Source organism: Brevundimonas fluminis (assembly GCF_003934285.1).
GTDB classification, from domain to species: Bacteria; Pseudomonadota; Alphaproteobacteria; order Caulobacterales; family Caulobacteraceae; genus Brevundimonas; species Brevundimonas fluminis.
In genome coordinates this window covers 78,696-91,620 of record NZ_RQWJ01000006.1, presented here as the reverse complement: position 1 = coordinate 91,620, position 12,925 = coordinate 78,696, and the positions used below count along the sequence as shown (strand labels likewise).

Annotated in this window: 14 protein-coding genes; 8 read left to right on the top strand and 6 right to left on the bottom strand. The window is 70.0% G+C overall.

Annotation, left to right across the window (positions count from 1 at the left end):
* The first annotated feature begins 108 nt into the window (after nucleotides 1-108).
* Genes flgK through EFJ44_RS13260 form a run of 6 tightly spaced genes read left to right on the top strand, consistent with a single transcriptional unit; the run spans nucleotide 109 to nucleotide 6,620 of the window.
* Nucleotides 109-2,223 carry a flagellar hook-associated protein FlgK gene (gene flgK, locus EFJ44_RS13285; RefSeq protein WP_125257713.1) on the top strand — a complete coding sequence of 705 codons (2,115 nt, stop codon included), beginning with the start codon at nucleotides 109-111 and terminating at the stop codon, nucleotides 2,221-2,223.
* Complete coding sequence (locus EFJ44_RS13280; protein ID WP_241209811.1) at nucleotides 2,223-3,140, top strand: flagellin; 918 nt, start codon at nucleotides 2,223-2,225, stop codon at nucleotides 3,138-3,140. Before flgK ends, EFJ44_RS13280 begins: the two co-directional genes overlap by 1 nt.
* A 51-nt stretch (nucleotides 3,141-3,191) precedes the next feature.
* The gene (locus tag EFJ44_RS13275) at nucleotides 3,192-4,307 is read left to right on the top strand and encodes an ABC transporter permease (protein WP_125257711.1); all 1,116 of its coding nucleotides are present in this window, start codon (nucleotides 3,192-3,194) and stop codon (nucleotides 4,305-4,307) included.
* On the top strand, nucleotides 4,304-5,074 hold the full coding sequence (locus EFJ44_RS13270; RefSeq protein ID WP_125257710.1) for an ABC transporter ATP-binding protein: 771 nt from the start codon (nucleotides 4,304-4,306) through the stop codon (nucleotides 5,072-5,074). The genes EFJ44_RS13275 and EFJ44_RS13270 overlap by 4 nt, the downstream gene beginning before the upstream one ends.
* Nucleotides 5,075-5,082: 8 nt before the next feature.
* Entirely contained in the window at nucleotides 5,083-6,021 is a 939-nt protein-coding gene (locus tag EFJ44_RS13265; protein ID WP_125257709.1) for an MlaD family protein, read from the top strand.
* Nucleotides 6,018-6,620 carry an ABC-type transport auxiliary lipoprotein family protein gene (locus tag EFJ44_RS13260; protein ID WP_241209810.1) on the top strand — a complete coding sequence of 201 codons (603 nt, stop codon included), beginning with the start codon at nucleotides 6,018-6,020 and terminating at the stop codon, nucleotides 6,618-6,620. The genes EFJ44_RS13265 and EFJ44_RS13260 overlap by 4 nt, the downstream gene beginning before the upstream one ends.
* On the opposite strand, the gene EFJ44_RS13255 is transcribed toward EFJ44_RS13260, so the two are convergent.
* The 6 genes from EFJ44_RS13255 to EFJ44_RS13230 form a co-directional block, all read right to left on the bottom strand.
* Entirely contained in the window at nucleotides 6,617-7,465 is an 849-nt protein-coding gene (locus EFJ44_RS13255) for a toxic anion resistance protein (RefSeq protein ID WP_125257708.1), read from the bottom strand. The genes EFJ44_RS13260 and EFJ44_RS13255 overlap by 4 nt on opposite strands.
* A gap of 45 nt (nucleotides 7,466-7,510) precedes the next feature.
* Entirely contained in the window at nucleotides 7,511-8,170 is a 660-nt protein-coding gene (locus EFJ44_RS13250) for a 3-oxoacid CoA-transferase subunit B (protein WP_125257707.1), read from the bottom strand.
* Entirely contained in the window at nucleotides 8,170-8,370 is a 201-nt protein-coding gene (locus EFJ44_RS13245) for a hypothetical protein (RefSeq protein WP_125257706.1), read from the bottom strand. Before EFJ44_RS13245 ends, EFJ44_RS13250 begins: the two co-directional genes overlap by 1 nt.
* Nucleotides 8,370-9,074, bottom strand: a complete 705-nt coding sequence (locus EFJ44_RS13240; protein WP_125257705.1) for a CoA transferase subunit A — start codon at nucleotides 9,072-9,074, stop codon at nucleotides 8,370-8,372. The genes EFJ44_RS13245 and EFJ44_RS13240 overlap by 1 nt, the downstream gene beginning before the upstream one ends.
* 87 nt (nucleotides 9,075-9,161) lie before the next feature.
* Nucleotides 9,162-9,929, bottom strand: a complete 768-nt coding sequence (locus EFJ44_RS13235) for a DUF1365 domain-containing protein (protein WP_241209809.1) — start codon at nucleotides 9,927-9,929, stop codon at nucleotides 9,162-9,164.
* A complete protein-coding gene (locus tag EFJ44_RS13230; protein ID WP_125257703.1) occupies nucleotides 9,926-11,287 on the bottom strand; it encodes an NAD(P)/FAD-dependent oxidoreductase in 1,362 nt (453 codons plus the stop codon). Before EFJ44_RS13230 ends, EFJ44_RS13235 begins: the two co-directional genes overlap by 4 nt.
* A gap of 166 nt (nucleotides 11,288-11,453) precedes the next feature.
* On the opposite strand from EFJ44_RS13230, the gene EFJ44_RS13225 reads away from it, so the two are divergent.
* Both EFJ44_RS13225 and EFJ44_RS13220 read left to right on the top strand, forming a co-directional pair.
* Entirely contained in the window at nucleotides 11,454-12,506 is a 1,053-nt protein-coding gene (locus tag EFJ44_RS13225; protein WP_125257702.1) for an SAM-dependent methyltransferase, read from the top strand.
* Nucleotides 12,503-12,916, top strand: a complete 414-nt coding sequence (locus EFJ44_RS13220) for a DUF2177 family protein (RefSeq protein WP_125257701.1) — start codon at nucleotides 12,503-12,505, stop codon at nucleotides 12,914-12,916. Before EFJ44_RS13225 ends, EFJ44_RS13220 begins: the two co-directional genes overlap by 4 nt.
* The last annotated feature ends 9 nt before the right edge of the window (nucleotides 12,917-12,925 follow it).

The following is a 12,925-nucleotide window of genomic DNA, read 5'->3' as shown; positions in this document are numbered from 1 at the left end:
CGTGCGCCTCGACCGACACTCCAGACTTATCAGTGACTTGGCCTTCGAGGCCGGGCGGCAAATTCCGCGCGTCCGGATGCAGGCTTTGCCCACCGGGGAGGCGCGCCCGTGTCGCTGAACTTGATCATGAACGCCGGCCAGTCGGGCCTGACCGCGGCGCAGATGCAGTTGCGCGTCGTTTCGGACAACGTCGCCAACGTCAATACGCCCGGCTACGTCCGCAAGGTCGCCGAGCAAAGTTCGCTGATCAGCCAGGGCATCGGCGTCGGCGTCGAGGTGACGCGGGTCCGGCTGGCGACCGACCGCTTCCTTCAGGCGGCGACCATGTCGGCGTCGGCCGAAGCCCAGCGCCAGGGCGTCAGGCACGAGCTGTTCGACCGCATCCAGGGCCTGTTCGGCGATCCGGGCGGGACCTCGGGGTTCTTCGCCCAGGTCGACGAGATGTTCTCGGCCTTCGCCGCCACGGCGGAGGATCCGGCGTCGTCGCCCGCTCGACAGGCCGCGATCTTCGGCATCCAGAGCCTCTTCGACGAGGGCGCGCGCATCTCGCGCCAGATCCAGTCGGTTCGCGAGGATGCGGACGGCCGCATCAAGAGCGCGGTGGACCGGGCCAACGGCCTGCTGCAGCAGATCGAGGCGCTGAACGTCCAGATCGCCAAGGCCACGGTCGTGAACGAGGACGCATCGGGCGCCGAGGCGGCGCAGGCCAGGCTGATCGACGAACTGTCCGGCATCCTCGACGTCCGGGTATCGCAGCGGAACGTCGGCGGGGTGTCGATCCGCACCAACGGCGGCGCCCTGCTCGCCGGGGACGGGTTCGCGACGCTGGACTACGCGCGCGCGGGGGTGGTCAACGCCGAGTCCAGCTTCAACGAGATCTGGGTCACCGAACCGCGCGGCCAGAAGCGGCCGCTGCTGGACGGGATCACGTCGGGCGAGATCAAGGGACTGGTGGAGCTGCGCGACGAGGATGCGCCGCAGGCGGCGGAGCGGCTGGCCGAGCTGCTGACGCGCGCCGCCGACGAACTGAACCGCGCGCACAACGCCAACACCTCCGTGCCGGCGCCGCAGACCCTGAGCGGGCGCAACGTGGGGCAGGCGCTGGACACGGCCCTGACCGGGTTCAGCGGGAACACGGCCGTCCTGATCACCGACGCGAGCGGGGTGGTGCAGACGCGCGTGGCGCTGGCGTTCGACGGGGCGGGAAACGTCTCGGTGAACGGCGACACGGTCCCGCTGTCCGGCTTTCTGGTGGAACTGAACGCCAAGCTGGGCGCGAGCGGCGCGGCCAGCTTCGTGGACGGCCGGCTGAGCATCACGGCGGCGGCCGGGCGGGGCGCGGCGGTGGTCGACGATCCAGCGTCGCCCGCCCGCAAGCAGGGCATGGGGCTGTCGCACTTCTTCGGCCTGAACGACCTGATCACGACGGACCGGCCGGCCCTGTACGCGACGGGGCTGGGCGCGACGTCGCCACACGGCTTTCCCGCCGGGCAGACGCTGAAGCTCCGGCTGACGGGCGAGACCGGCGCCCGCCTGCGGGACGTGGAGGTCACCGTGCCGGGCGGCACGATGACGGACCTGCTGAACGCCCTGAACGACCCGGTCACGGGAGTCGGCGGGCACGGCGCCTTCCGTCTGAACGGCGACGGCTCGCTCACCTTCGTGGGCTCGACCACGCCGCCCGCGAAGCTCTCGGTGCTGGAGGACCGGACCAGCCAGTCGGCCTCGGGCACGTCGATGACCGAGATGTTCGGCATCGGCGGCGGCGTGAGGGCTTCGCGCGCCGACGGCTTCGCCCTGAGGACCGACATCGCGCGCAATCCGGCTTTGCTGGGACTGGCGCGGGCGGATTACGCAACGATCGTCGGGGGTCGCGCCTTCGTGTCGGGGGACGGGCGCGGCGGGCTGGCGCTGGCCGACGCCGGGCAGGGCTCGACGGTGTTCGACCCGGCGGGCGAATCCGTGGGCGGCGCCTCGTCGGTGTCGCGGTACGCGTCGGAACTGGCCGGCGACGTCGGCGGCCGCGCGGCGGTGGCGAAATCGCGCGCCGAGAGTTCGGCGGCCCTGCATTCCGAGGCCTTCTCGCGCCAGCGCGCCCATGAGGGCGTCAACCTGGACGAGGAACTGGTGCTGATGACCACCTATCAGCAGGCCTTCAACGCCTCGGCGCGCCTGATCCAGGCGGCCAAGGACCTTTACGACGTGCTCCTGGGGATCGTGTGATGCGGGTCTCGACGTTCGGAAACTACCAGTCGGCGCTGCTGGATCTGATGGGCGCGCAGGTGCGCTCGCAGGAGGCGCAGCAGCGGGTGTCGACGCAGAAGAACGCCACCGATCTGGTCGGCTTCGGGCGCGGCTCGGAATCGCTGACGGCGCTGAAGTCCGCGCAGAGCCGCATCGCCGGATTCATCGAAGCGGGCAAGGCGGCGGCCGGGCGGTTGGCCAGCCAGAACCTGGCCCTGAACCGGGTGGCGGACGGGGCGGGCGGCGCGCGCGAGGCGATCGCCGGAGCGCTGGCGGCCGGACGCGTCGACGGTCTGATGCTGGAGCTGCAGGGCCAGTTCCAGATCGCGCTGGACGGGCTGAACACGCGGCACCAGGGGCGTTATCTCTTCTCCGGCGGAGCGTCTTCCGAGGCTCCGGTGACGCCACGGACCCTGGCGGAGCTGTCAGCCCTGGCCGATCCGGACACGGGCTTCGTCAACGACGGCCTGGTCCAGGTGTCGCGGCTGGACGAAGGGACGGCGCTGGAGACGGGCTTCCTCGCCGACGACGTGGGCAGCGAGCTGTTCCGCATCTTTCACGAGATCCAGCGGCGGCACGAGACGACGCCGATCGCCGGCGACATGGACGACGCCACGCGCGACTTCCTGACCGGCATGCTGTCGCGGCTGGATTCCGCGCGCGAGGGGGTGACCAATCTGGCGGCCCGGAACGGCGCGGTGCAGAACCGCGTCGACAACGTGCTGAAAGCCCAGCAGGACCAGCGCGACGCGCTGGAGGCGCTGGTGTCCGAGCGCACCGACGCCGATCTGGCCCAGGCGTTGACGGACCTGGAGCTGTCGCAGGTCGCGATGCAGGCCTCGGCCCAGGTGATCAACCAGCTGCGTCAGGTCTCCCTGCTGAACTTCCTGTCCTGACGGGAGTTTACGGCGGTGGTCAGCCGCCACGGCTCCGTTTAAGCAGGGGACATGGCGAGAGCGGACTTCCAGGTAGAGGAGAAGGGCGACGGCGCCGTGCTCAGCCTGTCCGGCGACTGGACCACCACCTCGCTGGGCCGCACAGGCCGTCGGCTGCAGGACGCCGTCGCGGGCCGCAAGGTGGCGCGCATCGACCTGACCGATCTGCAGAAGTTCGACACGGCGGGGGCGCTGGCGCTGGTGCAGGGCGGCGTCGGGGGTCTGGGCAAGGCCGCATGGAAGGCGCGTCCGGAAGCCGGGCGCATCTATGCGCTTGTCGAGAAGCTGGAGCGGCAGAGCGTCCCGCCGCCGCGCAGGGCGGACCCGGTCACGCGGACCTTCGCCAAGATCGGCCACGGGGTATACGACTTCGCAGCCGAGGCGACGCTGTCGCTGGCCTTTCTCGGACGATTGATCGCGGCGACCGGCTCGGCGCTGAAGCATCCGGGGCGCATCCGCTGGGCCGCCTGGGTCAGCCAGGCGGAGCGCTCCGGGCTGGACGCCCTGCCGATCATCATGGTCACGAACTTCTTCATCGGTGCGGTCGTGGCCTTCCTGGGCGTCGACCTGCTGACCCAGTTCGGGGCCGGCGTGTTCGCCGTGCAGCTGATCGGGGTGTCGGTGCTGCGCGAGTTCGCGGTGGTGATCACCGCCGTGCTGCTGGCCGGCCGCAGCGCGTCGGCCTTCGCCGCCGAGGTCGGCGCGATGCGCATGAACCAGGAGATCGACGCCATGCAGGTCATGGGGGTCAACGCCTTCCAGGCCTTGGTCATCCCGAGGCTGGCCGCGCTGCTGGTGATGCTTCCGCTGCTGACCTTCGCGGCCATGCTGGCGGGGCTCTTCGGGGGGCTGCTGGTGACCTGGAGTTCGTTGAACCTGGGACCGGCCTTCTTCATGCAGCGGCTGCAGGACGACCCGAACATGTTCCAGCACGCGATGGTGGGGCTGTCGAAGGCGCCCGTCTTCGCCCTCGTCGTGGCCGCCATCGGCTGCCGGCAGGGCATGGCCGTCGCCGGCGACGTCGAGAGCCTGGGCAGGCGCGTGACGGCGGCGGTGGTGCAGGCGATCTTCGCGATCATCTTCCTGGATGCGGTGTTCGCCCTGATCTACCTGGAGCTCAACCTGTGACCGCCCCGAAGGAACACCTGATCGAGGTGCGCGGCCTGAGGAGTCAGTTCGGAGACAACGTCATCCACGACGACCTCGACCTGACCGTCGAGCGCGGAGAAGTGATCGGCGTGGTCGGGGGATCGGGCACGGGCAAGACGGTGCTGCTGAACACGATCATCGGCCTGAAGGAGCCGGAAGGCGGCTCCGTCTCGATCTTCGGGCGCGACATGGCGACCTTGTCGAAGGAGGAGGCCGCCGACGTGGAACGCCGGACCGGCGTGCTCTTCCAGTCGGGGGCGTTGTTCTCATCCCTGACGGTGTTGCAGAACGTGGCCGCTCCGCTGGTCGAGCACACGCGTCTTCCGATCGACACGATCAACGAGATCGCCGAGATGAAGATCGCCATGGTCGGCCTGAAGCCCGGGGCGCATCACCTGAAGCCGGCGGAATTGTCGGGCGGCATGAAGAAGCGGGTCGGCCTGGCCCGGGCGCTGGCGCTGGATCCGGAACTGCTGTTCCTCGACGAGCCCACGGCGGGGCTGGATCCGATCGGCGCCGCGGCGTTCGACGAGCTGATCCGCCAGCTGTCCGACGACCTGGGCCTGACGGTCTTCATGATCACCCATGATCTCGACAGCCTGTACGCCATCACCGACAAGGTCGCGGTGCTGGCCGACAAACGCGTGGTCGCCAAGGCGACCGTTTCGGAGCTTGAGCGTTCCGACCATCCGTGGATCAGGGAATACTTCCTGGGTCCGCGCGGTCGGGCCGCGAGGGCCGCCTGAGGTAGACGATGGAACGAGACGCCCACTACGCCGCCGTCGGCATCGCCACCGTCGCCCTTGTGGCGGCGCTGGTGGTGTTCTCGATCTGGCTGGCCCGCCTGTCGTTCAACAACGAGTTCGACCAGTACGACATCGTCTTCTATGGGCCCGTTCGCGGCTTGTCGGAGGGCGGCGAGGTGCACTTCAACGGCATCCGCGTCGGGGAGGTGACGGACCTCCGACTGGATCCGCGGAAGGGCAACCAGGTCGTGGCGCGCATTCGCGTGGACGCCACCACGCCGATCCGCGTCGACAGCCGCGCCCAGCTGGAGCCGCAGGGCATCACAGGCCTGAACTACATCCAGATCACCGCCGGGACCGACGGGCGTCCGCTCCTGAAGAGCCAGTACCCCGACAACGTCGTTCCCGTGATCCAGAGCCAGCCCAGCCCCATCTCGGAGCTGCTGAGCGGTTCCGGCACCGTGCTGGCGCAGACCGTGGACGCGCTGAACCGGATCAACCGGGTGCTGAGCGACGACAACATCCGCAGCTTCTCGACCTCGCTGCGCAACATCGAGTCGCTGACGGCGGAACTTGAGGCCCGCAAGGGCATGCTGGAGGACCTTGAGCGCGCCCTGGAGCAGGCGAACCGCGCCCTGGAGGAGTACACGGCGCTGGGCGCGGACGCGCGGCGGCTGGTCAACACCGAGGGTCGCGAGGCGATCGCCAACATGAACGCGGCCACGGCCGAGGCGAAGGCGGCGGCGGAGTCGGTGAACCGGACGGTGTCGAACCTGGAGCAGCCGCTGGGCGACTTCGCGGACAACGGCCTGCCGCAGCTGGAGCGGGCGATCGCTGGCCTCGAGGCGGCGACCGCGTCGCTGGAAGACCTGATCGACGAGGTGCGCTCCAGCCCGCGCGACTTCATCGGGCGACCGCCCACCAAGGAGCTGGAGGTGCAGCCGTGATCCGTAAGCTTTCGATCGCGGCCGTCGCCGCCAGCCTGTCCGCCTGCGCGCTGCTGTCCACGCCGGATCCGGTGCAGATGTACCGCTTCGGCCAGGCGATGGAGGCCCCACGAAGCGGCGAGGCGGCCGGGGCGGTGGACGTGGCCGTGCGGCGCGTCACCTTCCCGGAGTCGGCTGAAGGCGAGCGCATCCTGACGATCACGGGCACCGAGGCGGCGTATCTGAAGGGCGCCCGCTGGGTGGAGCCGGCGGACCGCCTGTTCGCAGCGGCGCTTGAGGGGGCGGTGGCGAACCGCGGCGGCCGCATCCGGTTGATCGGGGCGCGGGATCTGGCGCAGGGCGACGTGGCGCTGGACGTCGACGCCACGACGTTCGAGACCCGCTATGCGGCGCCGGGCGCGACCCCGGTCGTGGTGATGACCGTGCGGGCGCGGCTGGTCGGCCTGCCGGACCGGGAGATCGAGGCGGAGCGGACCTTCACCGTCCAGACGCCGGCGACGGAGAACCGGGTCGGCCCCATCGTGGCGGCCTATGACGCGGGCTCGCGGGATCTGGCCGAGCAGATCGCGGGCTGGATCGAAAGCACGGCGCGCCCCTAGAGCGGCCGGCGCAGCTCCTGAAGCTCTCCCGTCACCGTCGTGCGGCGGGCCAGTGCGGCGTCGAGCCGGGCGGAGGCCTGCGCCGCGGCGTCGGTCAGCGTCTTGCGGGCCGTCTCCAGACGCACGGGATCGGGGCGGACCTTCTTCGGGCGGCGGCCGGCGAGGCCGAGGGCGTCGGCCCATTCCCTCTTCCACGCCTCCACGGCGGCGCCGCAACGCTCCAACGCGGCGACGGCGGGGGCGTCGGCATTCTGGGCCGCGCGGAGCCGGGGCAGGGCGGCGACCGCCGCATCCCGGCAGGCGACCAGGTCGCGGGTGCGGGCGCGCAGGGCGGCGTGAGGATCGGGCTCGTCGCCGGTCGGAGGGGGCGTGAGGGCGGCCGCAGCGGCGGCGACGTGGGCGTTCAGGGTCTCCAGCGCCTCGCGCAGCCGTGACCACAGAACCTCCAGACCGGCGTCGCGGCGCGTGACGGCGCCGGCCCGTTCGGTCAGTTCACCGGCGGTCTCGGCCAGGGTGCGCGCGCCGTCAGCGAAGGCCTCGCGGAAGGCGCGCAGCCGCTTGCCGCGCGAGTCGAACAGGCCGGCCAGCCCCCGACGCGGTTGCAGCGAACCCACGTCGAAACGGCCCAGCGTGGCGTCAAGGTGGGTCAGGCGGGCGCGCGCCTCGGTGAGGTCGCCCGTGCGGACGTCGGAGAGGACGCGGTCGAGAAGGTCTAGGATCGCCCTGCGCTCGGCTTCGCCGAAGGCCTCGGGCGCCGCCGGGTCGAGCGCGGCACGCAGGGCCTCGACGCGCGCCGCGTCCGGCGCCGGAAGCCCGCCCGCCCGCAGGTAAGCGCCGTCCGCCATGCCCCGTCCTCCCCGTTCCCGCCGACGATGGGCGGGCTGGACGGACTATGCGACGGTTTTCAACCCAGGGGCAATTTCGTAGGCCGCCTCGGTCTTGGCGGCGACCTCCTCCAGCGTCACGCCGTCGGCCAGTTCGATCAGGACCAGGCCCGAGCCGTCCGGCTTGACGTCGAAGGTGGCCAGGTCGGTGATGACGCGGCTGACCACGCCCGTCCCGGTCAGGGGCAGGGTGCAGGACCTCAGCACCTTGGACTGGCCGTGCTTGTTGGCGTGCTCCATGACCACGACCACGCGCTTGACGCCGGCGACCAGGTCCATGGCCCCGCCCATGCCCTTCACCAGCTTGCCCGGGATCATCCAGTTGGCGATGTCGCCGTTCTGGGCGACTTCCATGGCGCCGAGGATGGACAGGTTGATGTGGCCGCCGCGGATCATGGCGAAGCTGTCGGCCGAGCTGAAGTAGGCGCTCTCCGGGATCTCGGTGATCGTCTGCTTGCCGGCGTTGATCAGGTCGGGATCGACCTCGTCGTCATAGGGAAAGGGTCCCATGCCGAGCATGCCGTTTTCCGACTGCAGCGTCACCTCCATCCCCGCCGGGATGTGGTTCGCCACCAGCGTCGGAATGCCGATTCCGAGGTTCACGTAGAAGCCGTCCCGCAGTTCCTGGGCGGCGCGGGCGGCGAGCTGGTCGCGGGTGCGGGGCATCAGGCGGCTTCCTTCGAGACGGGCGCGGGGGCGGGCGTGACGGCTTCGGTGTCGGCGCGGTCGCGGCGCGAGTCGCGGATGGCGTCTTCCACGTCGTCGCTGACCGCACAGGTGTTCAGCATGATGATGAAGAGGAAGATCAGGGCCCAGGTCAGCTTGTCGCTGATGCTTTTCAGCAGGGCGAAGTGGCGCTCTTCCATCACGCCGTCTCGCGCTGACGGATGGTGCGCTGCTCGATGCGCTTCTCGAACGTGCCCTGGATCAGGCGGTCGACGTAGATGCCGGGGGTGTGGATCTGGTCGGGGTCGAGCGAGCCGGTCGGGACGATCTCCTCGACCTCGACCACGGTCACCTTGCCGGCGGTGGCCATCATGGGATTGAAGTTCCGGGCCGTCTTGCGGAAGACCAGGTTGCCGCGCTCGTCGGCCTTCCAGGCCTTCACGATCGACAGGTCGGCGACCAGGCCGGTCTCCATGACGTAATCGCGGCCGTCGAAGTTGCGGAGCTCCTTGCCCTCCGCGACCAGGGTGCCGACGCCGGTGGCGGTGAAGAAGGCGGGGATGCCCGCGCCGCCCGCGCGGATGCGCTCGGCCAGGGTGCCCTGGGGGTTGAACTCCAGCTGCAGCTCACCGGCCAGATACTGGCGCTCGAACTCCTTGTTCTCGCCGACGTAGGACGAGATCATTTTGGCGATCTGCTTCGTCTCGAGCAGCTGGCCCAGGCCGAAGCCGTCGACGCCCGCGTTGTTGGAGATGACGGTGATCCCCTTCACGCCCGTGTCGCGCAGGGCCGCGATCAGGTTTTCCGGGATGCCGCACAGGCCGAAGCCGCCGGACATGACGGTCATGCCGTCGAAGGTCAGCCCCTCCAACGCGGACTTCGCGTCCGGATAGATCTTCCGCATCGCTTCCTCGTGCTTTTCATCGCCTGATGAATATCGGCGCGCTTGCTTCGTCTCTAGGGCGAGGGCGCGTCTCGGGCAAGCGTCGGGTCAGGTGCGGCCGACGGTGACCGGCTCTTTCGGCGGCGCCGACCGGTGGCGGTAGCGGGCGCCCTTGAGCATCATCTTCAGCGCCTCCCAGTGGATGGCGGCGGTGACCTTGAAGGTGAGCAGGGCGTGGGTGACGAACAGGCGGGCCAGCGCCGCGTCGGTCAGCGGGCGGCGCTCGCCCGCGAAGGACGCGGTCAGCAGGGGGCGGCCGTCGCGCTTCGCCAGGATGGCGACGGAGACGCGGTCGTCGGGGGCGTGAACCTCGAACTCATAGGTCAGGGCCTGATCCATGAAGGGCGAGACGAAGTGGGTCTTGTCGGTCGCGTGGCGGGCGCGGCCGTCGGCGCCGAGGCCGGCGGGCACGGCGTAGCTGTGCCGTTCGCCGAAGGTGTTGGTGACCTCGTGCACCAGACCGCGCAGGACGCCGTCGGCGCCGTAGGCGAACCACACGCTGATCGGATTGAAGCCGTAGCCGAGCACGCGTGGCATCGTCAGCAGGCGGAGGGGACCGCCGTCCAGGCGGACGCCGGCCCCGGCGAGGACGGCTTCGATCTGGGCGCGCAGCGGCGTGCCGGAGCCGTCGCCGTGGTCGGTCGGGCGCCAGGACAGCAGGGAGAACCGGCGGCGGGACAGCAGGCGCGGGCGCTCCGCCTCGATGGCGTCGAGGTCGATCAGCAGCATCCAGGTGCGGTAGCGCAGGCGGTGGTCGAAGTCGGCCAGCCGACGGTGGACGACGTGGCCGACGTAGAGGGCGGACGCCGCCGTCACGCGGCCTCGGCCCACCGCACGGCGGTCGGCAGATGGATGCGGCCGCTCTCGTTTTCGACCTGCCAGGGACGGCGGACGCCGCCGATGGCCTCGGCGACGGCCAGACCGGCCTGAAGGCCGTCCTCATGGAAGCCCGCGCCGAACCAGGCGCCGGCGAACCAGACGCCGCCCTGACCCTGCAGGCTCCACAGCTCCTTCTGCGCCGCCACGCCGGCGACGTCGAAGACGGGATGCTCATAGTCCCATTCGCCGATGACCAGTTCGGGGTCGGGCTCGCGGGCGGGGTTCAGGCTGACGAACAGGGGCGGGCCGGGCAGCGACTGGAGTTCGTTCATCCAGTAGGTGACCCCGCCTTCGCCCGCGCGGTCGGAGCGGCCCATGTGGGTCCAGGCGGCCCAGGCCTTGCGCCGCCGCGGCATCAACGAAACGTCGCGGTGCAGGACGGCGCGGTTGGCGCGGTAGGGAATGGCGCCCAGCAGGCGGCGCTCGGGCGCGGTCGGCGCCTCCAGCAGCCGCAGGGCCTGATCCGAATGCGTGGCCAGCACGACCTCGTCGAAGCGGAGAAGCGCGCCGTCTTCCATCCGCAGGGCCGCGCCGTCCTGATCCCGGACGACGGCGGCGATGCGGGCGCCGGTGACGACGCGACCCGCGAGGGCGGCGTGAAGTCGGCCGACGTACTCGCGGCTGCCGCCGTCGACGGTGCGCCAGGTGGGGCGCAGGTCGTAGGTCAGCAGGTTGTGGTTCATGTAGAACCGGACGAAGGCGGCGGCGGGATAGTCGGTCATCTGCTCCAGGGTGCAGGACCAGATGGCCGCGGCCTGGGGCAGGAGGTAGGCGTTGCGGAACATCGGCCCGTAGCCGTTGCGGCCCAGCCAGGCGTCGAGGCTCTCGCCCGTCTCTTCCAGTTCCGTCAGCTGTTCAGGCGCCTCCTTCTGGAAGCGCAGGATGTCGCCGATCATCCGCCAGAAGCGGGGGCTGGCCCAGTTGCGCTTCTGGGCGAACAGGGCGCGCAGGCCCTGGGTGCAGTACTCCAGCGCGCCCTCGTCGATGGAGACGGCGAAGGACATCATGGCCGGCTTGGTCGCCACGCCGAGGTGGGCCAGCATCGCGGTCAGGTTCGGATAGTTGGCCTCGTTGAAGACGATGAAGCCGGTGTCCACGGCGATCGGTCCGGCCGGCGAGGGGGCGTCCACGGTGTTGGAGTGGCCGCCGAGGCGGTCGTCGGCCTCGAACAGGGTGACGTCGTGCGTCTGCGAGAGCAGCCAGGCGGCCGAAAGGCCGGAGATGCCGGAGCCGACCACGGCGACGCGCTTGCCGCCGGAGTTCGCGGGAAGGGGGGCTGCCGGCGAGAAGGACATGAAGGCTCCTGATCTGCGTCCGACAAATACGGACCGCGTCGTCGGACGGATGTCAGGCATCCAACTCGCCGTACGGTGCGTATCAATGACGCAGAAGCGGAGCCGTTCCGCGCGTGGACGCGTCGTCGCAGCGGCCGTCCTCAAGCCCAAGGGAAGAAATCAACCGATGAATCCGGCCACAGCCGCCATCCGCAGCCTGCAGGACGCGCCGTTCCCCGATTTCGTGACCCGCCCGGCGATCGCGGCGCTGGTCACCGAGGCGCGCAAGCGGCTGGATCGGGAAGGCCCGCACGACGAGGCGGCCTTCGCGGCCGACATGGCGAAGCGCGCGGTGGCGGAGCATGCGGACGCCGCCAATGATCAACACTATGAGCTGCCGCCGGAATTCTTCCGCATCTGTCTGGGGCCGCGGCTGAAGTACTCGTGCTGCCTCTACCCCACCGGCGACGAGACGCTGGCGGAGGCCGAGGCGCTGGCGGTGGCGGAGACCTGCGACCGCGCGGGACTGGCGAACGGGCAGCGGATCCTCGAACTGGGCTGCGGCTGGGGCTCGCTCAGCCTCTGGATGGCCGAGCGGTATCCGAGCTCCGAGATCACCGCGGTGTCGAACAGCCATGGTCAGCGCGGACACATCGAGGCGCAGGCCGCGGCGCGAGGGCTGACCAACCTGACGGTCATCACGCAGGACATGAACGACTTCCGGCCCGAGGTCGGCGAGGCGGAGCGGTTCGACCGCGTCGTGTCGGTCGAGATGTTCGAGCACATGGCCAACTGGCGCGCCCTGCTGACGCGGGCGAAGGGCTGGCTGAAGCCGGACGGGCGGATGTTCATCCACATCTTCACCCACAGGGACGCCCCCTACCGCTTCGACCACACGGACGGGGGCGACTTCATCGCCCAGCACTTCTTCACCGGCGGGGTGATGCCGTCCAAGGGGCTGATGCGGCAGTTTCCGGACCTGTTCGAGGTGGAGCGGGAGTGGACCTGGAACGGCGTCCACTATCAGCGGACCGCCGAGCACTGGCTGAAGAACATGGATCTGAACGTCGACCGCGTGTCGGAGTTGATGCGCGAGACGTACGGCGACGACTGGAAGTTGTGGCGGCGGCGCTGGCGGCGGTTCTATCTCGCCACGGCCGGTCTGTTCGGCAACGACGGCGGAAACACCTGGGCCGTCAGCCATTACCTGCTCAAGCCGACGGAGGAGACGACGACATGATCAAATGGGTCGCGGGATATCTGGGCGCGGCGATCACGATGGCGGCGATCGACGCGGTCTGGCTGACCACCATGGCCGATCGCCTGTACCGGCCGATCATCGGCCCGATCATGGCCGACAAGCCGGACATGAAGGCGGCGGTGGTCTTCTATCTGCTGTACATCTTCGGCGTCTGCTTCTTCGCCGTCGCGCCGGCGCTGAAGGACGGGCAATGGACGCGGGCCCTGATCCACGGCGCGGTGCTGGGGCTGATCGCCTACGGCACCTATGACCTGACCAACCAGGCGACGCTGTCGGTATGGTCGACGAAGCTGACGATCATCGACCTGGTGTGGGGCACGGCGCTGACGGCGCTGACGGCTACGGGGGGATACTTCGCCGCACGTTGGGCCGAGGGACGTTTCGGTTAACCTTGCTCC

Bases quoted from the DNA above. Each gene is read 5' to 3' on its own strand.
- EFJ44_RS13280 (WP_241209811.1), top strand. From the start codon at position 2,223: ATGCGGGTCTCGACGTTCGGAAACTACCAGTCGGCGCTGCTGGATCTG.
- EFJ44_RS13275 (WP_125257711.1), top strand. From the start codon at position 3,192: ATGGCGAGAGCGGACTTCCAGGTAGAGGAGAAGGGCGACGGCGCCGTG.
- EFJ44_RS13265 (WP_125257709.1), top strand. From the start codon at position 5,083: ATGGAACGAGACGCCCACTACGCCGCCGTCGGCATCGCCACCGTCGCC.
- EFJ44_RS13255 (WP_125257708.1), bottom strand. From the start codon at position 7,465: ATGGCGGACGGCGCTTACCTGCGGGCGGGCGGGCTTCCGGCGCCGGAC.
- EFJ44_RS13250 (WP_125257707.1), bottom strand. From the start codon at position 8,170: ATGCCCCGCACCCGCGACCAGCTCGCCGCCCGCGCCGCCCAGGAACTG.
- EFJ44_RS13245 (WP_125257706.1), bottom strand. From the start codon at position 8,370: ATGGAAGAGCGCCACTTCGCCCTGCTGAAAAGCATCAGCGACAAGCTG.
- EFJ44_RS13240 (WP_125257705.1), bottom strand. From the start codon at position 9,074: ATGCGGAAGATCTATCCGGACGCGAAGTCCGCGTTGGAGGGGCTGACC.
- EFJ44_RS13230 (WP_125257703.1), bottom strand. From the start codon at position 11,287: ATGTCCTTCTCGCCGGCAGCCCCCCTTCCCGCGAACTCCGGCGGCAAG.
- EFJ44_RS13225 (WP_125257702.1), top strand. From the start codon at position 11,454: ATGAATCCGGCCACAGCCGCCATCCGCAGCCTGCAGGACGCGCCGTTC.
- EFJ44_RS13220 (WP_125257701.1), top strand. From the start codon at position 12,503: ATGATCAAATGGGTCGCGGGATATCTGGGCGCGGCGATCACGATGGCG.